Annotated in this window: 18 protein-coding genes; 13 read left to right on the top strand and 5 right to left on the bottom strand. The window is 32.3% G+C overall.

Features of this window, described 5'->3' with window-relative positions; translation table 11 throughout:
- Position 1: 1 nt before the first annotated feature.
- The 9 genes from BP92_RS0102940 (at position 2) to BP92_RS0102900 (ending at position 12,094) form a co-directional block, all read left to right on the top strand.
- Entirely contained in the window at positions 2-1,273 is a 1,272-nt protein-coding gene (locus tag BP92_RS0102940) for an adenylosuccinate synthase (protein ID WP_026724675.1), read from the top strand.
- 116 nt (positions 1,274-1,389) lie between these two features.
- Entirely contained in the window at positions 1,390-3,084 is a 1,695-nt protein-coding gene (locus tag BP92_RS0102935; RefSeq protein WP_035692776.1) for an OstA-like protein, read from the top strand.
- Positions 3,085-3,156: 72 nt separating this feature from the next.
- A complete protein-coding gene (locus tag BP92_RS0102930; RefSeq protein ID WP_026724673.1) occupies positions 3,157-4,347 on the top strand; it encodes an aspartate aminotransferase family protein in 1,191 nt (396 codons plus the stop codon).
- A gap of 154 nt (positions 4,348-4,501) precedes the next feature.
- Positions 4,502-5,896, top strand: coding sequence for a tetratricopeptide repeat protein (locus BP92_RS0102925; RefSeq protein ID WP_026724672.1), 1,395 nt, complete (start codon positions 4,502-4,504; stop codon positions 5,894-5,896).
- A gap of 10 nt (positions 5,897-5,906) precedes the next feature.
- Positions 5,907-6,560, top strand: coding sequence for a VTT domain-containing protein (locus BP92_RS0102920; RefSeq protein WP_026724671.1), 654 nt, complete (start codon positions 5,907-5,909; stop codon positions 6,558-6,560).
- A 78-nt stretch (positions 6,561-6,638) separates the two neighbouring features.
- Positions 6,639-7,283 (top strand): VTT domain-containing protein, encoded by a 645-nt coding sequence (locus BP92_RS0102915; RefSeq protein ID WP_026724670.1) that lies wholly within the window; start codon positions 6,639-6,641, stop codon positions 7,281-7,283.
- A gap of 100 nt (positions 7,284-7,383) precedes the next feature.
- The gene (locus BP92_RS0102910; RefSeq protein WP_026724669.1) at positions 7,384-8,139 is read left to right on the top strand and encodes a shikimate dehydrogenase family protein; all 756 of its coding nucleotides are present in this window, start codon (positions 7,384-7,386) and stop codon (positions 8,137-8,139) included.
- Between the two features lie 401 nt (positions 8,140-8,540).
- A complete protein-coding gene (locus BP92_RS0102905) occupies positions 8,541-10,424 on the top strand; it encodes a DUF349 domain-containing protein (protein WP_026724668.1) in 1,884 nt (627 codons plus the stop codon).
- 173 nt (positions 10,425-10,597) lie between these two features.
- On the top strand, positions 10,598-12,094 hold the full coding sequence (locus tag BP92_RS0102900) for a coiled-coil domain-containing protein (RefSeq protein WP_026724667.1): 1,497 nt from the start codon (positions 10,598-10,600) through the stop codon (positions 12,092-12,094).
- 277 nt (positions 12,095-12,371) lie between these two features.
- Here BP92_RS0102900 and mazG read toward each other — a convergent pair whose 3' ends face one another.
- The 4 genes from mazG to ruvX all read right to left on the bottom strand — a co-directional run bounded on the left by mazG (position 12,372) and on the right by ruvX (position 14,933).
- Entirely contained in the window at positions 12,372-13,145 is a 774-nt protein-coding gene (gene mazG / locus BP92_RS0102895) for a nucleoside triphosphate pyrophosphohydrolase (protein WP_026724666.1), read from the bottom strand.
- 183 nt (positions 13,146-13,328) lie between these two features.
- Positions 13,329-13,763, bottom strand: coding sequence for a DUF5606 family protein (locus BP92_RS15690; protein WP_035692731.1), 435 nt, complete (start codon positions 13,761-13,763; stop codon positions 13,329-13,331).
- Between the two features lie 113 nt (positions 13,764-13,876).
- Positions 13,877-14,464 carry a peptide deformylase gene (gene def / locus BP92_RS0102885; RefSeq protein ID WP_026724665.1) on the bottom strand — a complete coding sequence of 196 codons (588 nt, stop codon included), beginning with the start codon at positions 14,462-14,464 and terminating at the stop codon, positions 13,877-13,879.
- A 55-nt stretch (positions 14,465-14,519) separates the two neighbouring features.
- The gene (ruvX, locus tag BP92_RS0102880) at positions 14,520-14,933 is read right to left on the bottom strand and encodes a Holliday junction resolvase RuvX (RefSeq protein ID WP_026724664.1); all 414 of its coding nucleotides are present in this window, start codon (positions 14,931-14,933) and stop codon (positions 14,520-14,522) included.
- Between the two features lie 116 nt (positions 14,934-15,049).
- Between ruvX and BP92_RS0102875 the strand changes: the two genes are divergently transcribed.
- From BP92_RS0102875 to BP92_RS0102860, 4 genes are read left to right on the top strand one after another with little or no spacing between them, the layout of a single operon-like run.
- On the top strand, positions 15,050-15,889 hold the full coding sequence (locus BP92_RS0102875) for a 2,3,4,5-tetrahydropyridine-2,6-dicarboxylate N-succinyltransferase (RefSeq protein WP_026724663.1): 840 nt from the start codon (positions 15,050-15,052) through the stop codon (positions 15,887-15,889).
- Positions 15,890-15,904: 15 nt separating this feature from the next.
- A complete protein-coding gene (locus tag BP92_RS0102870; protein WP_026724662.1) occupies positions 15,905-16,975 on the top strand; it encodes a glycosyltransferase family 9 protein in 1,071 nt (356 codons plus the stop codon).
- Positions 16,975-18,030: a UDP-N-acetylglucosamine 2-epimerase gene (locus tag BP92_RS0102865; RefSeq protein ID WP_051604362.1), complete on the top strand. Its 1,056-nt coding sequence runs from the start codon at positions 16,975-16,977 to the stop codon at positions 18,028-18,030. The genes BP92_RS0102870 and BP92_RS0102865 overlap by 1 nt, the downstream gene beginning before the upstream one ends.
- 30 nt (positions 18,031-18,060) lie before the next feature.
- Positions 18,061-19,086, top strand: coding sequence for an NAD-dependent epimerase (locus BP92_RS0102860; RefSeq protein WP_026724660.1), 1,026 nt, complete (start codon positions 18,061-18,063; stop codon positions 19,084-19,086).
- A 70-nt stretch (positions 19,087-19,156) separates the two neighbouring features.
- On the opposite strand, the gene BP92_RS0102855 is transcribed toward BP92_RS0102860, so the two are convergent.
- Positions 19,157-19,975, bottom strand: a complete 819-nt coding sequence (locus tag BP92_RS0102855) for a glycosyltransferase family 2 protein (protein WP_026724659.1) — start codon at positions 19,973-19,975, stop codon at positions 19,157-19,159.
- Between the last annotated feature and the right edge of the window lie 6 nt (positions 19,976-19,981).

Genomic DNA, 19,981 nt, shown 5'->3' with positions numbered 1-19,981 from the left:
AATGACTGTAGATTTACTACTTGGATTACAATGGGGCGACGAAGGAAAAGGAAAAATCGTTGACGTTCTTACCTCAAAATATGATATTATCGCAAGATTTCAGGGAGGTCCAAATGCTGGACATACTTTAGAATTCGACGGAATCAAACACGTTTTAAGAACTATTCCTTCTGGAATTTTCCATAAAAATGCAATCAATATCATTGGAAATGGAGTGGTAATCGACCCAGTAGTTTTCCAAAAAGAAATTGAAGGTTTGGCTAAATTCAACATGGATGTAACTGCTAAATTATTCATTTCTAGAAAAGCACACTTAATTTTACCAACACATCGTTTACTTGACGCTGCTTCTGAAGCATCAAAAGGAAAAGCAAAAATTGGTTCTACTTTAAAAGGTATAGGTCCAACATACATGGACAAAACAGGTAGAAATGGACTTAGAGTTGGTGATATCGAATTAGAAGATTTTAAAGAAAGATACAGAACTTTAGCTGACAAGCACGAAGCTATGATTGCTTTCTACGATGTAGAATTACAATATAACTTAAAAGAAATGGAAGATGAGTTTTTTGCAGCAGTAGAAGACTTGAAAAAATTAACTTTCATTGATAGCGAAGAATACTTAAACAAAGCCTTAAAAGAAGGTAAATCAATATTAGCAGAAGGAGCTCAAGGTTCTTTATTAGATGTTGACTTTGGAACGTATCCTTATGTAACTTCTTCTAACACAACAGCAGCTGGAGCTTGTACAGGTTTAGGAATTGCACCTAACAAAGTAAAAGACGTTTTCGGAATTTTCAAAGCATATACAACTCGTGTAGGTAGCGGACCTTTCCCAACAGAAGATTTTGAAGAAGCTGGACAAACTATGGCCAAAGTAGGAAACGAATTTGGTTCCGTTACTGGACGCGCGCGTCGTTGTGGTTGGTTGGATTTAGTGGCTTTAAAATATGCTGTTCAAGTTAATGGTGTAACGCAATTATACATGATGAAAGGCGACGTACTTTCTGGATTTGATACGTTACAAGTTTGTACAGGTTACAACTATAAAGGACAAAAAATTCAACATTTACCATACAATATCGAACCTGAAAATGTTACTCCAATTTTCACCGAAATGAAAGGTTGGAAAGCCGATTTAACAGGAATGACAACGTATGATGAATTACCACAAGAATTAAAAACATACATCGAATTCATTGAAAAAGAAGTCGAAGTGCCAATCAAAGTAATCTCAGTTGGTCCAGACAGAAAACAAACGATAATGAAATAATCAATAAAAACGCTTTCAATTGAAAGCGTTTTTTTATGCTCTTAAATGATAAAATATTCTTAATTATCAATGGCTTTTCGAGTTTTTACTTAAATTTGGCTCAAAATAAATTCAACTTGAAAAACACATTTTTATATATCGCCTTTTTATTGCTAACGATAACTTTTTCGACAGCACAAGAAAAGAAAAAAATCATCATTGAAAACTCCGATTTCGTAGATATGAATCAGACCGAAATTCCGGGTGCTATCGTATTCACTGGAAATGTTCGTATTATCCACAACGGAGTAAGAATGGTATGCAACAAAGCCTATCATTTTAAAGATGAAAATTATGTAAAAGCTTTCGGAAACGTTCAAATGAATCAAGGTGACACGATTACCATGAACAGCCGTTATGCGGAATATAATGGTGATAAAGAATTTGCTTTTGCCACTGGAGATGTAGTTTTGCGTTCGCCAGAATCTACTCTTACAACAGATACCGTTTATTTCGATAAGAAAAACCAACAAGCGTTTTACAACACCTACGGTACCATTCGTAACAAAGAAAACACGTTGAGAAGTAAATCAGGTCGCTATTATGTAGACCAAAAGAAATACAAATTTACAACAGCAGTAACGGTTACCAATCCAGAAAGTACAATCAAAACTAACAATTTAGATTATTACGAAAATTCAGGACATGCTTATGTTTTTGGACCATCAACTATCACTAGTAAAGAAAACGTAATCTATACCGAAAACGGATTTTACGATACCACAAACGACATTGGTAAACTTTCCAAAAACTCCAAAATTACGCTCGATAATAAAATTATTGAAGGCGATGATTTGTATTACGACCGAAAGAAAAACTATTCAAGAGGAATCAACAATGTAAAAATAACCGACACCATCAACAAGGTAATTGCTACAGGTCATTATGCCGAATTGTACCGCAATGCTGCTACCAAAAAAGACTCTATGATTTTAACCAAAAGAGCTTTAGTAAAAACATTGGTAGAAAAAGATACTTTGTATATGCACGGAAAAAAAATTATTGTATCCGGACCGCAAGAAGATCGCGTGATTCGTGCTTTTAACAATGTTCGTTTTTACAAAAGTGATATGAGTGGAAAATGCGATTCACTTCATTCTAACAATAAAACACAATTGACTAAAATGATTGGAAAACCTATTCTTTGGAACAACGAAAACCAAATGACAGGCGACATCATGCATCTTATCGGAAACAACAAAACACAGAAATTAGATTCATTAAAAGTACTTAATAACGCCTTTATAATACAAAAAGACAGTCTCAGCAAAAATGGTTACAACCAAATAAAAGGACAAAATTTGTATGGAAAATTTGTGGATAGCAAACTTAAAGAAGTCGATGTTGTTAAGAATGCCGAAGTCATTTATTACATGTACAACGATGCCAATGAGTTTATAGGAATCAACAAAACTGTTTGTAGTAAGATTAACTTGGAATTAGAGGAAAATAAAATCGATGCGATAACTTTCTTCACTAAAACAGATAGTCACATTTATCCAGAAGCCGATTTCCCTGAAAACGCTCGAAAACTTAGAGGTTTCTTGTGGCGCGGCGATGAAAGGATTTTAAGTAAAGACGATATTTTCCCAGCAGAAGAAATTGCTTTAGACGATAAAATTCAAGTCGAAGCTAAAAAGAAAGCTATTGCTGCTGAAAAACCAATGGAAATCCAAAAAGAAACATTGGAATACGACGACAATAAAAAAGCCGAAGAAAAGAAAACTGAGAAAAAAACCGAAGTAAAGAAAAAAACAACCCCAAAAAAATAATCAATTAAATGGTTAAAGAAGTTAACTCATTTTCAGTTAAACAATTTAACACATTAACGATTCTACAATAAAATGATTGAAGATTTTTTTAAATACCAAGCACAAACCTCACCTCACCCATTAGCCATAGAAATTTCCCACGCTAAGGGTTCTTATATTTACGATACTGATGGCAATGCCTATTTGGATATGGTTGCCGGAGTTTCAGCAAACACCTTAGGGCATCAACCACAACGCGTGAATGATGCCATCAAAAAACAATTAGACACCTATTCTCACGTTATGGTGTATGGCGAATATGCCCAACATCCAGCAACGGAATTATGTAAATTATTGGCCGAAAATCTTCCCTATCCACTTACGAAAACGTATTTGGTAAACTCAGGAACGGAAGCTATTGAAGGTGCTTTAAAATTAGCTCGTCGTGTAACAGGAAGAAGTCAGTTGATTTCGTGTCACAATGCGTATCATGGTAACACTATGGGAAGCATGAGTGTAATGGGATTCGAAGAACGCAAGCAAATATTTCGTCCTTTAATTCCTGATGTGGATTTCATTACGTTTAATAATGAAGCGGATTTAGAAAAAATCACCACCAAAACAGCTGGAGTTTTATTAGAAACGATTCAAGGTGGTGCAGGTTTTATTGAACCTCAAAACGATTTTCTTAAAAAAGTACGCCAACGTTGTGATGAAGTGGGTGCTATCATGATACTAGACGAAATCCAACCCGGATTTGGTCGCACCGGAAAACTTTTCGGATTTCAAAACTACGATGTTATTCCTGATGTGGTGGTTATGGGAAAAGGAATGGGTGGCGGAATGCCTGTAGGAGCTTTCACCGCTTCAGCCAAAATGATGGATTTACTAAGTCATGATCCAAAATTAGGTCATATTACCACTTTTGGCGGACATCCTGTCATAGCGGCAGCGAGTTTGGCAACATTACAAGAAATAACAGAAACCAATTTAATGCAAGAAGCTTTAGAAAAAGAACAACTTTTCAAGAAGCTTTTAGTGCATCCACTAATCAAGGAAATTCGAGGTCGAGGACTTATGCTAGCAGCAATGACCGATTCTCCTGAAATTACGAATGAAGTAATTTTACGCTGTCATAAAAGAGGTGTTATTTTATTTTGGCTCCTTTTTGAAGGTTGCGCTGTTCGAATTACACCGCCATTAACCATTAGTAATGAAGAAATTACAAAAGGTTGTGGCATTATTATTGAGGTATTAAATGAGATAGAAAAAGAAATGAAGTAGGAAGTTGGAAATAGGAATTAGAACTTTTTTAATCTAAAATCAATTTTAAACTTAAAATTGTTAATTAAATTGTTTAAAACAATTCGCCCCTAAAACCACTACCCCAATATTATTCCTTAATTTTAATAAGGATAAAATCATAAAACGAAGCGCTATGAATTTGAGTCACGAAGAAGAAGAAAACAGCTTGTCCTTATCTAAATTTGAATCGATGTTAAAAACCAACAAAGTTTTTTTCTTTGATTCAGAAGAATTTGAAGATATTATTCTTCATTATATGGATACTGGCCGATTGAATTTGGCTAAAAGAGCGCTTAAATTAGGTTTAGAACAACATCCAAAATCTACTGGATTAAAATTAGTTCAGGTAGAAATGTTGGTTTATGAAGACAAACTCGAAATTGCTGAAAAGTTACTAAACGAGTTGTACGCTATTGAACCAACTAACGAAGAAATCTACATTCAAAAAGCCAATATTTACTCAAAAAGAGACGAACATGAAAAGGCTATTTCTTTTCTGAAAATCGCTTTGAAATATACTGATGATTATGCTGACGTTTATTCTATGATTGGAATGGAATATCTGTTCATGGATAATTTAGAAATGGCTAAAGAAAATTTCATCAAATGTTTAGATGAAGATACTGAAGATTACTCAGCACTTTACAACGTGGTCTATTGTTTTGATTTCTTAGATCAGAATGAAGATGCCATTGTTTATCTAAACAAATTCATTGATAAAAATCCGTATAGTGAAGTGGCTTGGCATCAGTTAGGTCGCCAATATTATGCGTTGAAAAACTACGAAAAAGCAGTTTGGGCTTTCGATTATGCAACTTTAATTGACGAAACCTTCTTAGGAGCGTACATGGAGAAAGCAAAATCGTATGAAAAGCTAAAAAAATATCAAGAAGCAATTGATTGCTATAACGTTGCATTAGAGTTAGACGATCCTTCTTCATTTGTATTACTTCGTGTAGCAAAATGTTACGAACGTTTAGGAAACACCGAATTCGCATTAAATTATTACCTAAAAACAGTTCACGAAGATCCGTTGTTAGACAAAGGTTGGATTGCGATTACTGATTTTTATATTCGACAAAAAAACTTCCAAAAAGCCTTATACTATGTTAACAAAGCGATTGGAATTGATGGTGACAATTCGTTATATTGGAAACGTTTTGCTGCGGTAAATAGCGCCTTACATTTCTTTGAAGAAGCAGAATATGGTTACCGAAAAGCATTTGAATGTGGCGATATCAATCTAGATACTTTCACGCTTTGGACGGATGTTTTACAATATTTAGGCGAGTTTGATACCGCTATCGAAATTCTTTTAGAAGCAAGTAGTGTTTTACCAGATGAATATGAAATCGAATACCGTTTGGCTGGATTGTATTTTCTTATGGACGATGTTACAAAAGGAAATCTTCATCTAATCAATGGAATGAAATTAGAACCAAAACACTTATCTTTGTTTCAAGAGTTATTCCCAGTAGTTTGGGAAAGAACAGAAGTTCAGAATACGATATCAAAGTTTAAAAAATAGTCCCCAATTAATGGAAATAGTACACTTTTTATTAGAATTTTTAAAAGACCCTTTAACTGTAATTCAAGAATTAATTCAACAATATGACAACCTGATTTATTTCATTTTATTCCTAGTTGTTTTCGTAGAAACCGGATTTGTTATCATGCCTTTATTACCTGGTGATTCCATGCTATTTGCTATTGGAGTTATTGCAGCAACTACAGGACAATTAAGCATGGCAATTATAATTCCGTTGCTGATTGTGGCAGCTTTACTTGGCGATAATCTAAATTATTTTGTTGGACATAAATTCGGCGAATTAATTAAAGAGAAAAAGAAAATTCTATTTCTAAAAAAAGAGTACATCACACAAACCGAAACTTTCTTTGAAAAAAACGGAGGAAAAGCAGTTATTATGGCGCGCTTTGTTCCTATCGTTCGCACCATTGCTCCATTTGTGGCTGGAGCCGGAAGTATGCAATATTACAGATATATTTTCTATTGCATCACAGGCGCTATTATTTGGGTAACTAGCATTACTTTCTTAGGATATTTCTTAGGACAAGTGCCTTGGGTAAAAGCAAACTTCGAAAAAGTAGTTTTATCTATTATTATTATTTCTGTTTTACCCATTATCATCAAACTATTTAAAAAGAAAAAAACTACCGAAGTTCAATCTTAGCTAAAAACAAGCTTTTAAATAGAACTATTGCCCCAAACAAACCAAAACCTAAAAATTTAAAATACCCCAACCACCATAATGGAAATTATCGATTTTTTATCTGCCTTTTTGAGTGATCCTTTAACTGTAATTCAAGATTTAATTCACCAATACGATTACCTAATTTACTTCATTTTATTCTTAGTTATTTTTGCAGAAACTGGCTTTGTTTTTATGCCTCTTTTACCTGGAGATTCCTTACTTTTTGCGATAGGTGTAATAGCGGCATCTACTGGGCAATTAAGCATGTCTATTATAATTCCTCTTCTTATAATTGCTGCATTATTAGGAGACAACTTAAACTATTTTGTGGGAAACAAATTTGGGAATCTCATCAAAAAAAGAAAAAAAATATTATTTCTTAAAAAAGAATACATAACACATACCGAAACTTTCTTCGAAAAAAATGGAGGAAAAGCAATTATCATGGCTCGTTTTGTTCCTGTTTTAAGAACCATTGCGCCTTTTGTGGCTGGTGCAGGAAGCATGCCGTACATTAAATATATTGTTTTTTGTGTTTTAGGCGCTTTTATTTGGGTAACCAGTTTAACCTTTTTAGGTTACTTCTTAGGTCAGGTGGTTTGGGTGAAAGAAAATTTTGATATAGTTATTTTATTAATAACACTACTTTCAGTTTCTCCTGTTATTATAAAAGTAATTAAAAAGAAACTAGCAAAAAAATAATTTTATTTCACTTCATTTAAAAAATAAACATTGTCTTAACAATTTATAATAAAATACTATTTAAATTTGATTCTTTATAAACTCTGAAAATCTTTTACCAATGAAAAAGAAAACAAAAAAACAGTTGAAATTTGGCTTAATTGGCCGAAACATAAGCTATTCTTTTTCAAAAAAATATTTTAATGAAAAGTTTGAAATTGGTCATTTTGACAATTGCGAATACAAGAATTACGACATTGAAAGCATCAAAGAGTTTCCAAAAGTAATTACCGAAATTAAAGGGTTACGTGGTTTAAACGTGACGATTCCGTACAAAGAAGAGATTATTCCGTATTTGGATAAATTATCAAAAACAGCTAAGAAAATTGGCGCTGTAAACTGCATAACCATTTCCAAAAAGAAAAAACTAAAAGGCTACAATACCGATTATCACGGATTCAAAAAATCGATAAAACCTTTACTGAAAGACCATCATAAAAAAGCATTGATTTTAGGAACTGGTGGCGCAAGTAAAGCCATTGCTTACGCCTTACGAAGTTTAAAAATCGAATATGATTTTGTTTCTAGAACAGCCGATGAATTTCAATACAAATACGAAGAATTAGACGCTGCTATTTTCGAAGAATATACCATTATCATCAATACTACTCCAGTAGGAACGCATCCTAATGTAGACGATTGTCCGAATTTAGATTACAGTTTATTTACCAAAAAACACATTGCTTACGACTTAATTTACAATCCAGAAGAAACTGCATTTTTAAAAAAGGCTAAAGCCCAAGGCGCCGTGACTAAAAACGGTTACGAAATGTTGGTTTTACAGGCGGAAAAAGCTTGGAAGATTTGGAATGAATAGGTTTTCTTAAACGCAAAGACGCTAAGGTTTTCGCAAAGTTTTACGTTTAGTTTGTCATGCTGTCAAGCATCTCATCTCTTTTATGTCATCCCTACGGGATTTTTTTCTTATTCATTTCATTAATTACTGGGATGTCATGCCTAACGGCATTTTTAAATTAGTCTGATGAAAAAGTACAAAACTAAAACTTCTTCAAAAAATCAATCCCAAGAAAGCCTTTTGATAGCTATCTAACCCCGATACAAGCGATACCATGTTTAGCGGATAGCGGGAAAATGGATGGCAAGAAAGCCCAAAACACTCGTTTCAAAGAAAATAAGCGATAATTAGACGATTTTTTTTGAATTTTCGGAGTGCTTTAGTATCTTCACACAATATTAGTAACCTTAAGCATTTACACAATGTCAGAAGCAACACATGATAACCTGCACAACGCAGATGGACAAGACCAAATGGAACAATTAGATGGTGTTACCATTATTAGTCAATCGGTATTAGAGGAAATAGACAATTCTAATGCAGAAGAAAGCGAAGATGATTCGATAAAAGAAAAGCACGAAATTCCAGTTTTGGATTACGATGCGATGTCGATGGAAGCCTTAACCGAGGAACTTGAAAAATTAGTTGAGAACGAAAAAGTAATGGCGATTAAAGACCATGTAGAAGGCATTAGAAAAGCTTTTTCGGACAAATACCACCATTTTATAGACGAGAAAAAAGAGGAATTCTTAGCTCAAAACAACGAAGAAGGTTTAGATTTTGAGTATCACTTTCCTTTAAAAAATAAGTTTGATGGCATTTACAACGCTTACAAAGCAAGTAAAGCGAAACACTTCAAACAATTACAAAACAATTTAGAACAGAATTTCGCTGTTCGTGAAAGCTTAATCGACGAGTTGAAAAACTTAATCGATTCAGGTGATACGAGCATTAGCGATATGTTCAAAAAAGTAAACGACATTCGTGAGCGTTGGAAAAATGCCGGTGCGATTCCAAGAGATAAATACAACATCTTGTGGAACAACTACCATTTTCATATAGAGCGTTTTTACGACATCATGCACTTAGACAAAGAAGCGCGTGATTTAGATTTGAAACACAATTTAGAGCAAAAGCAACTAATTATTGCTAAAGCGAAAGAATTGCTAAACGAAGAAGATGTATTGAAAGCCTTCCGAGAATTGCAATTGTTACACCGCGTTTGGAAAGAAGAAATTGGTCCAGTTGATCGTGAACACAGAGAAGCGATTTGGAACGAATTCAGTGAAATTACCAAACAAATGCACGATAAACGTGAAGCTTTATACGCAGAAGCGAGAGGAAAAGAAACTGAAAACTTAGCGATTAAAAACGAAATTATTTCACAAATCATCGCTTTAGGAACCGAGAAAATCGATTCACACAGTGGATGGCAAGCGCAAATTCAGAAAATGGAAGCGTTGCGCGATGCGTTCTTTAAAGCAGGAAAAGTGCCAGCGGAAGTAACTGAGGAAACTTGGGCCAACTTTAAAAATGCGGTTCGAGCTTTTAATGCGAATAAAAACGTTTTCTATAAAGACATCAAACACGAACAAAACGAAAATTTAACTAAGAAATTAGAATTAGTTGAAAAAGCAAAATCGTTAAAAGAAAGTACTGATTTCGCTGCTACGACTCCAATTATGAAGAAAATTCAGGACGATTGGAAGAAAATTGGTCACGTGCCTCGTAAATATTCGGATAGTATTTGGAAAGACTTTAAAGATGCGTGTAATGCGTATTTTGATAGAATGCACGAAGCTAAAAATGCCGAAACTGGTGAAGAAGTAGAAGCCTTTGAAAAGAAAAAAGCATTCTTAGAAGAGTTAAAATCATTCGCTTTAACTGGTGAGCACAAAGCGGATTTAGATGCGATAAAAGCTCATATTGCGACTTGGAAAACCTTTGGAAAAGTGCCTTTCAACAGAAGACACATTGAAGGAAAATTCAATAAGATTTTAGATGCTTTATTTGAAAAACTAAGCCTATCTAAAAAAGACACCGAAATGATGCGTTTTAACAATCGTTTAGAGCAATTATCGGAAGGTGACGACCGCAGAGCTTTAGAACAAGAGCAATTCTTTATTAGAAAGAAAATCGACGAAGTACAAAGCGAAATTTTCCAGTTAGAGAACAACATTCAGTTTATTAGCAGTAGTTCTAAAGGTGAAAATCCTTTTATTAAAGAAGTTCAGAAAAACATTGAACGCCACAAAGACGACTTGAAATTGTGGAAAGAAAAGCTACAGCAAATTAAAAATATGTAAGATAGAATCCCGAGTGAAAGCTCGGGATTTTTTTGTTTATAACTTGTTGTAAATGTGTAGAAAAACTATAGTATAGGTTATAGGAGTTTGGTTATATTTGTTAAATAACTTGATTAAACAAGTAACCAAAACAATTCAAACTTAAACTATTAGTATAACTTTAATATATAATCATGGGGATTTTTGATAGTAAAGAAACTTTACAAAGAATAAAAAATATTGAAAAAAAAGTTGATAAAAGTTTTGAATCATATAATTCATTAATAATTCAACTTAATAATTTCAAAAATACAATTACTGAATTACAAAAACGTAGTCCTGAATACGAGAAAGAAGCTAAAGAATCTTCAAGAAAAGCATCAGAATATCGCAATAAGACAAATCAAACTTTAGTTGATGCTAAATCTATTTTCAACAACTTAGAAACAATCAACGCACAAGTTAAAAATCTTCAAGATGAGTGTTCTGAGACTTTAGACAATATAAAAAAAGATTTTGAAAGTTTCAATAATCATAATAATGAAGCCTTAGAAAAATTAGATTTATTGAACCAGAAAATTGACAGTTTAAATGATGTTATTTCTGATTTTGAAGAAACCGTTAATAATCACCCAGATTTTGAAACAGAAATTATTGAATTAGAGACTTCAATTACAAAAATCAAAGAGAATGAAAGCAAATCAACTCAATTATTAAAATCAATAAATAATAGAAAAATAGAACTTGAAACCTTATATAATGAGATTTTAGGCTATGAAGATGAAGATGAAGAAGGTAATACAACTATAATTAAAGGCTCAAAACAAGAACTTGAAGAATCACTAGAAGGGCTTGAAGAACGGGTAAGCGAATATGAAGATAAATTTGACATCTTAGAAAATGAAACAAATGATAAAACTACTAATCTATTAAAAGTTAACAGTGATAAAATAGCTAATCAAATAAAAGATTGGGAAGAGAGATACGAAAAATTAAACAAAAAAATTGAAAATCTATTACCAAATGCAGTAACTGTAGGTTTATCATCCGCATTCTCTAAAAAGAAAGAAGAAGAAGATAAATCTTATGAAAAACATAAAAAACAATTTGGATTTGGAATTGCGGGTATGATTGCAGTATCATTAATACCTTTTATAATTTCAGTTTATACATTATTTGGAAACGATACTCTTGATATAATAATTAATCGTACTCCTAAATTGGTAATTGCAATTCTTCCCTTGTATATACCTGTTTTGTGGTTATCAATATCTTCTAGTAAAAAAATGAATTTATCTAAGAGATTAATTGAAGAATATGCACACAAAGAAGTTTTAAGTAAAACTTTTGAAGGTTTATCTAAACAAATTCATGATTTAGAAGAAGATAACATTTCAAAAGAATTAAAAATTAAATTACTACAAGACTTTTTACAAATGTATTCTGAAAATCCTGGTAAACTAATCTCAGACTATAGCAAATCGGATCATCCTATTATGGAATTGTTAGAAAATTCAAATAAACTAGATAAAACTATTCAAAAAGTTCAAAAATTCCCAGGACTTAATAAAGTTGCTGAGATTATTGAAAAAAAATCAGAACGTAAAATTGAACAAGTAACTGACGCTATAGAAAGAACATTAGACAAGAAGTTAGCAATTCATGAAAGTGAAGAAGACGATTCAAAATAATATTCTTAACACAAGTCCATAAGAGCTTCATAATTATGAATAAAAAAATAATACATTAAAAAATCCCGTAGGGATGACATAAAAGAGATGCTTAACAGCATGACAAACTGAGTGTGATATGCGTTATGTGATGCTTCGTTACCTCAGCATGACAAACTGGTGGTAAAACTTTGCGTGCTTTGCGAAAAAACTTAGCGCCTTTGCGTTTAAAAAAGAGATACTGTAACAAGTTCAGCATGACAAACTAAACTGACCACTGAAAACTGACCACTGAATACTAAAGCTTCTTCGCTTCTTCCCAAAAAACATCCATTTCTGCTAGCGTCATATCCATTAATGGCTTGCCTAATTCGGTGGCTTTGCTTTCTAAATATTGGAAACGTTTGATGAATTTTTTATTGGTGCGTTCTAAAGCGTCTTCTGGGTTTACTTTTAAGAATCGAGCATAATTGATCATGGAGAACAAAACATCGCCAAATTCGGCTTCTATTTTATCTTGGTTGCCGGCTTGCACCTCAACTTGGAGTTCGTTTAGTTCTTCTTGTACTTTATCCCAAACTTGGTGCGGTTCTTCCCAATCAAATCCAACGCCTTTTACCTTATCTTGAATGCGACTTGCTTTGACTAACGCCGGTAAACTTTTTGGCACACCTTCTAAAACCGATTTTTTGCCTTCTTTCAATTTTAGTTTTTCCCAATTTTGCTTTACTTCCTCTTCATCAGCCACTACCACATCACCATAAATATGCGGATGACGATCGATTAATTTATCACAAATAGAATTGGCTACATCGCCAATATCAAAAGCATTGGTTTCGCTTCCAATTTTCGCATAAAACACAATATGTAACAACACGTCGCCCAACTCTTTCTTTATTTCTTCTAAATCGTTATCTAAAATAGCATCGCCTAATTCATAGGTTTCTTCAATCGTTAAATGACGTAGACTTTCCAGCGTTTGCTTTTTATCCCACGGACATTTTTCGCGTAAATCGTCCATGATATCTAAAAGTCGGTTGAAAGCTTGTAGTTGTTGTTGGCGTGTGTTCATTATTAGTGATGTTTATTTGACGTTGAGACAAGCCATTGGCTTGTCTGTACTTATTTGCCTTTTAATCTTGGCTGTTGAGACAAGCCATTGGCTTGTCTGTACTATATTGATGGAAATAATATCGTAAAAATAAAAAATCCCACGTGGAAAACGCAGGATTTTAAAGTATAATTTTTCCAAAGCTTATTCAGCAACTGGAGTTTCTTCTTCTTGTTTGATTTCTTTAGATAACGCTTCTACAGAAACGAAACCTTTAGGTTGTAACAAATTATACCAGTTTAAGATTTTTTTGATGTCAGAAGTATATACTCTGTCTTCGTCAAATTCTGGTAAAATTTCTCTGAAATATGCTTTTAATTTCGCATCATCTTCTTTGTGAGACATTGCCATACCATCGTTTTCTTTTGTAGCAATTGCTTTGAAAACTTCTGCTAAACGCACTTCTTCAGAATAGGTATACACTGCAATTTCTGATAACAAACTTACGTTAGCTCTCATTCCTACAGTTATCTTTTTTCCGTCTAATAAAGATTCAGCAACAAATCCTGTACGTGTTTGAATTTTTAATTCATATAAACCTGGTTTCCCAGAAATAGCTAATATTTTTTGAATGCTCATATTTCTTACTTATTAAGGTTGGCAAATATATTATTTTAAAGTAAAAAGTGAAACGTAAAAAGTAAAAAGTTTAATTAAAAAGCTATTTACTTTTCACTAATAACTAATTACTATTAACGTCCTTTTTTGTTTACGTATTTCATTTTATAATCGGGTCTTGCTTTACCATCCATAATGTTTTGCAATTTCTTCCCAATTAACTTCTTTTTCAGAATTGACAAATGATCGGTAAATAAAATTCCTTCGATATGATCGTACTCGTGTTGGATAACACGCGCGATTAAACCGTCGTACACTTCTGTTTTCTTATTGAAATCTTCATCAAAATATTCAATTGTAATCGTATCATGACGAAAAACATCTTCACGCACATCTGGAATACTCAAACATCCTTCGTTAAATCCCCAAATATCACCTTCTTCTTTGATTATTTTTGCATTGATGAACGTTTTTTTAAAATCTTTCATTAAAGCCGCTTCTTCTTTAGAAACGTCATCACTATCGCTAAATGGTTCGGTATCTACAATAAACAAACGAATTGGCAACCCAACTTGTGGAGCCGCCAAACCAACGCCATGTGCATGATACATCGTTTCATACATATTCGCGATTGTTTCTTTGAGATTCGGATATTCTGGAGTAATGTCCTCTCCTACTTTACGTAAAACTGGTTCTCCGTATCCGTATATTGGTAAAATCATAATCTGTATTTTCTAATTTCTAACTTCTGAATTCTAAATTTCGAATGCAAAAGTACTATTTTTTATAATGTAAATAATCTTGAAGCATAATTGTTGCGGCAATTTCGTCAACCAATGCTTTATTTTGGCGTTGCTTTTTATTTAAACCGCTATCAATCATGGTTTGAAACGCCATTTTGGAAGTAAATCGTTCATCGACACGTTCCAAAATCATTTCAGGAAAAGCAACTTTGAACTTAGCTACAAACGCATTGATAATTTCAGCACTTTGCGAAGGTGTTCCGTCCATTTGCTTAGGTTCACCAACGATGACGCATGCTACTTTTTCTTTCGAAAAATAGTCTTTTAAAAACGTAATTGCTGTGTCTGATGGAATTGTAGTTAGCCCAAAAGCTATCATCTGCATTTCATCAGTAACGGCAATTCCAGTTCGTTTGATTCCGTAATCTATGGCTAAAATTCGTGACATTTTATTTTTTTTACAAAAATAAGGCATTTGTTTAACAAAATAGACTCCAAACTTTAAACTATTGATTTTTGCTTTCAAACAAATGATTTATCTTTGCTACTCAAATTTTGAAAAACATGACCAATTTACAAGCAACAATAGAACAAGCATGGGAAAATCGTGCTTTATTACAAGAAGAAACTACGCAAAAAGCCATTAGAGAAGTTATCGAATTATTAGATAGCGGAAAACTTCGTGTAGCCGAACCAGTTGAAAATACTTCGACATTGCTCAGTACAGGCTCTTGGCAAGTAAACGAATGGGTTAAAAAAGCCGTAGTAATGTACTTCCCTATTCAAAAAATGGAAACTTGGGAATCGGGTATTTTTGAATATCACGATAAAATGTTGTTGAAACGCAATTATGCTGAAAAAGGAATTCGTGTTGTTCCAAATGCTGTGTCGCGATATGGTGCTTATATTTCTTCAGGAGTAATTTTGATGCCTAGTTATGTAAACATTGGTGCTTACGTAGATGAAGGTACGATGGTAGATACTTGGGCAACTGTAGGAAGTTGTGCACAAATTGGAAAACATGTTCACCTTTCGGGTGGTGTTGGAATTGGTGGTGTTTTAGAACCATTACAAGCTGCTCCTGTTATTATTGAAGATGGAGCATTCATCGGTTCAAGATGTATTGTAGTTGAAGGAGTTCATGTAGGAAAAGAAGCAGTTTTAGGTGCTAACGTATGTTTGACTGGTTCTACAAAAATTATTGATGTAACTGGAGATGAACCTGTAGAATATAAAGGTGTTGTTCCTGCTCGTTCAGTAGTAATTCCTGGAAGTTATACTAAGAAATTCCCTGCTGGTGAATATCAAGTTCCATGTGCAATAATCATTGGACAAAGAAAACCTTCAACTGATTTGAAAACTTCGTTGAATGATGCGTTGAGAGAATATAACGTAGCGGTTTAATTAATTTAAATGCAGATGAAAATACTTGTAGTCCAACAAAAAATGATTGGCGATGTGTTGATTAGTTCTATGATTTGTGAAAACCTAAAGAAAGAATACCCTGACGCTCAAGTGGATTACTTAGTAAATTCATTTACAACTCCAGTTATACAAAACAATCCGTATATTGATAATGTAATTCTCTTTGAAGATAAATTCAGAGCGAATTACATTTCTTTCTTTAAGTTTTTACTTCAAATTAGACGTAAAAAATACGATATCGTAATCGATCCGTATGCTAAATTAGAAAGCAGCTTGATTACTCTTTTTTCGGGTGCACCAAAAAGAATTGGTTACCAGAATAAAGGCTTAGGAATCGCTTATAACCAAAAAGAAAAACACCATAGTAAACCAAAATCATATTATGGTTTAGCTATTGAAAGAAGAATTAATCTATTTGAAAAATTAATCAAAAAAAATACCATTGATCCTTTTCCAAAATTACATTTATTAAATTCTGAAAAAGAAGAAATGATTCCCGTTTTCAAACAGTACGGAATTGATTTAGCTTCTGAAAAAGTAATCATGATAAGTATTTTAGGAAGTGAAGTAAGCAAAACATATCCTGAAGATTACATGGTAAAATTGATTGATTTTGTAGCAGAAAATTATGCTGTAAAAATTCTTTTTAATTACACACCAAAGCAACAAAAAGAAGCGCATTCTATCTACAATAAATGCAACGAAAAAACCAAACAACGTATTGTTCTGGATTTAATTGGTAGTGATTTGCGTTCGTTTATCAAAATCATGTATCATTGCTCGTTGATAATTGGAAATGATGGTGGTGCTGTTAATATTGCAAAAGCCTTGAAGAAACCGTCTTTTACCATTTTTTCTCCTTGGATAAAAAAAGAAAATTGGAGTATATTTGAAGATGGAACGACTCATATCGGTGTGCATCTTTTTGATTTTTATCCTGAATTAAAAAAACAATTTGAACTAAAAAAATTAAAGGAAGAATATTCTAATTTTTATCTAAAATTAAAACCTGAATTATTTTCTGACAAACTAAACACTTTTTTAAATCAAAATCTTAAATCTTAATGTATCGGTTTTTAATCTATATAGCGCATCCATACAGTATTCCTATTGGACTTCCCTTAGCAGAAGAAATTAAAAAAAGAGGATTTACAGTAAAATGGTTTGTTGAAATCGAATCTACAAAGAGTAAGTTATCTCATAATGAAGAAATTCTCCATAACGTTGAAGATGTTGTTGTCTACAAACCCGATATTGTACTTGTTGCAGCAAATGAAGTTCCTCACTTTTTTCCTGGCATAAAAGTTCAAGTCTTTCATGGATTTAGTGTTAACAAAAGAAGTAAAGATAAAGGACACTTCAGAATTAGAGGCTTTTTTGATTTATATTGTACACAAGGACCATCGACAACCACTTATTTTAAAGAACTTGAAAAAAAGCATGGTTTTTTCAAAGTAGTTGAAACGGGTTGGTCTAAAGTAGATATTCTTTTCCCAAAAGAAGAAAAAACTTCTGATGAAAAGCCAACCATATTTCTTGCTTCTACCTTTACTACAGCTTTAAGTTTAGCTCATAATGAGGAAGTTTTTAAAACTATAAAATCATTAATCGAAAAGAATGAATGGAATTGGATTATCAATTTACATCCAAAAATGGCAGTTGAAATTGTTGAAAAATTTCAAGAATTGAATAACTATCCTAATGTACGATATATTCCATTTTTAGAATCTTTAGAGCCTTTAAAACACGCAGATGTTTTAATTGCTGACACTTCATCTATTATTACAGAATTTTTAATTCAAGAAAAACCTGTTGTCACATTTAGAAACAACAAACCCTTTGATTATTTCATAAACACACTTGAAGCTACCGAATTAGAATCTAACATCCTTTTGGCACTTAGTAAACCAGAAGCATTAATGACAAAAATTCACGATTTCATAATATTGGAACATCCATATTTCGATGGACTATCTAGCAAAAGGGTTATTGACGCCTCTATTGCTTTTATTGAAAATAATGAAAGAAAAAAATTAAAGAGAAAACCACTTAATTTGATTCGAAAATTTCAAATGCGAAAAAAATTTAATTACTTTAAAAATTTCTTTAAATCCAATTAAAAACTATCTTTGAATAACAAAATTGTTCGTATGAAGGTATTAGTAACAGGCGCAGCTGGTTTTATTGGTTATCATTTATGTATTAATCTTTTGAATGCTAACCATTCAGTTGTAGGATTAGACAACCTAAATGATTATTATGATCCTAATTTAAAATTAGCACGTTTAAAACAATTAGGGATACAAGAACAATGTCTTTCTGAAAATGTACTATACAACAGTTCGTTACCTACTAAAAACTTCAAATTCATAAAACTCAATCTTGAAGATCGCGAGCATCTTCCTATTTTATTTCAAAATGAAAAATTTGATATAGTAGTTAACTTGGCAGCACAAGCAGGAGTTCGATATAGTATTGAAAACCCATTTGTATATGCTGAAAGCAATGTAATGGGATTTTTAAACATTTTAGAATGCTGTAGAAATAACAATATTGAAAAATTGATTTTTGCAAGTAGTTCTAGTGTATATGGTCTAAATGAAAAAATTCCTTTTTCTACAAATGATAATGTTGACCATCCAATCAGTTTGTATGCTGCTACTAAAAAATCAAACGAATTAATGGCGCACACTTATTCTCATCTTTATGGTATAAAAACTATTGGTTTGCGTTTCTTTACTGTTTATGGCCCTTGGGGAAGACCTGATATGGCTATGTTTTTGTTTACGGATGCCGTTTTAAACAACAAACCTATTAAAGTTTTTAATAATGGAAATTTGTCTCGTGATTTTACTTATGTTGATGACATTATCAACGGTATAATCTCGATTATTAACAAATTTGACTCTATAAACTTCGAAGATTCGAATTATAAAATATACAATATTGGTAATAATAAACCTGTAAAACTTTTGGAATTTATAACCGAAATAGAAAAAACTACTGGAATAACAGCTCAAAAAGAAATGATGCCTATGCAGGCAGGTGATGTAGAAAGTACTTGGGCAGATATAGATAATTTAATTGCCGATTTTGATTATGAACCTAAAACAAATATTTCTGAAGGAGTAGCCAGTTTTATAGAATGGTACAAAGAATACTATAAAAAGAACTAATCTAAAAAACTTCTCTTTAAATTCATCATTCTAGCTTTGAATGAAGCTCAATTCTGTATTTAATACTTTATTAATCGGTTATTTTTACAATACCATTTAGTGTTTTAATAATATTATGAGATTTATTATATCTCCTTATATCATTATTTCGTTTAATATTTTCAAGAGATTTATAAGATCTTTTATGATTTAAATGTACACAAACCGCACTATAACGAATTTGTTTTGCTAATATTCCTAGGTTAAAAAGACGTTCACCAACTTCTCTATCTAGTCCTCCATAACTCATATCTTCATTAAACCCATTAACTTCTAACAAATCTTTTTTAAAACAAGATGTGTTATGACCATTAAAAGTCTTTTTTGTAGGTGTTATCCAATTCATAAAAGCAGCAAACCACTTTGTCTTTATTAACTTTGTTAATTTAAAAGAATTTTTCACCCCATTAGTAACTAACCATCTTTTAGAAAAACATTGTTGCTTTAATATAATATTGCTATCAATTAATTTAGAGGTATCCATTGGCAGTTTAAAATAACCACCTGACAAAAAATAACCATCCTCTTTATACTTTAAATGTTGAGCAACAAAATCTTCTCTCGGAATACAATCACCATCAGTAAATAATAAGTAATCTGAATTAGCACTTAAAATAGCCTTATTAAGAATTTTACATTTTTGAAAACCCTCATCAGGTTGCCAAACATGAACTATTGGAAAGTTAAATTTAGAAGAAAATGAAGTAATAACTTCCTTTGTTTTCAAAGTTGAACCATCATCTGCTATAACTATTTCAAAATTCTGCTCAGTTTGGCAACTATAACCTTCGAGAACTTTTGCAAGCCATTCTTCTGAATTGTAGGTAGTAATAATAACAGATAATTTCATCTAATG

The sequence above is a fragment of the Flavobacterium sasangense DSM 21067 genome, assembly GCF_000686885.1.
Lineage (GTDB): Bacteria > Bacteroidota > Bacteroidia > Flavobacteriales > Flavobacteriaceae > Flavobacterium > Flavobacterium sasangense.
This window is presented reverse-complemented; position numbering and strand designations above follow the sequence as displayed.

Coding starts and splice junctions, on each gene's coding strand:
- BP92_RS0102940 (WP_026724675.1), top strand. CDS start 2: ATGACTGTAGATTTACTACTTGGATTACAATGGGGCGACGAAGGAAAA.
- BP92_RS0102930 (WP_026724673.1), top strand. CDS start 3,157: ATGATTGAAGATTTTTTTAAATACCAAGCACAAACCTCACCTCACCCA.
- BP92_RS0102925 (WP_026724672.1), top strand. CDS start 4,502: ATGAATTTGAGTCACGAAGAAGAAGAAAACAGCTTGTCCTTATCTAAA.
- BP92_RS0102920 (WP_026724671.1), top strand. CDS start 5,907: ATGGAAATAGTACACTTTTTATTAGAATTTTTAAAAGACCCTTTAACT.
- BP92_RS0102915 (WP_026724670.1), top strand. CDS start 6,639: ATGGAAATTATCGATTTTTTATCTGCCTTTTTGAGTGATCCTTTAACT.
- BP92_RS0102910 (WP_026724669.1), top strand. CDS start 7,384: ATGAAAAAGAAAACAAAAAAACAGTTGAAATTTGGCTTAATTGGCCGA.
- BP92_RS0102905 (WP_026724668.1), top strand. CDS start 8,541: ATGTCAGAAGCAACACATGATAACCTGCACAACGCAGATGGACAAGAC.
- BP92_RS0102900 (WP_026724667.1), top strand. CDS start 10,598: ATGGGGATTTTTGATAGTAAAGAAACTTTACAAAGAATAAAAAATATT.
- mazG (WP_026724666.1), bottom strand. CDS start 13,145: ATGAACACACGCCAACAACAACTACAAGCTTTCAACCGACTTTTAGAT.
- BP92_RS15690 (WP_035692731.1), bottom strand. CDS start 13,763: ATGAGCATTCAAAAAATATTAGCTATTTCTGGGAAACCAGGTTTATAT.
- def (WP_026724665.1), bottom strand. CDS start 14,464: ATGATTTTACCAATATACGGATACGGAGAACCAGTTTTACGTAAAGTA.
- ruvX (WP_026724664.1), bottom strand. CDS start 14,933: ATGTCACGAATTTTAGCCATAGATTACGGAATCAAACGAACTGGAATT.
- BP92_RS0102875 (WP_026724663.1), top strand. CDS start 15,050: ATGACCAATTTACAAGCAACAATAGAACAAGCATGGGAAAATCGTGCT.
- BP92_RS0102870 (WP_026724662.1), top strand. CDS start 15,905: ATGAAAATACTTGTAGTCCAACAAAAAATGATTGGCGATGTGTTGATT.
- BP92_RS0102865 (WP_051604362.1), top strand. CDS start 16,975: ATGTATCGGTTTTTAATCTATATAGCGCATCCATACAGTATTCCTATT.
- BP92_RS0102860 (WP_026724660.1), top strand. CDS start 18,061: ATGAAGGTATTAGTAACAGGCGCAGCTGGTTTTATTGGTTATCATTTA.
- BP92_RS0102855 (WP_026724659.1), bottom strand. CDS start 19,975: ATGAAATTATCTGTTATTATTACTACCTACAATTCAGAAGAATGGCTT.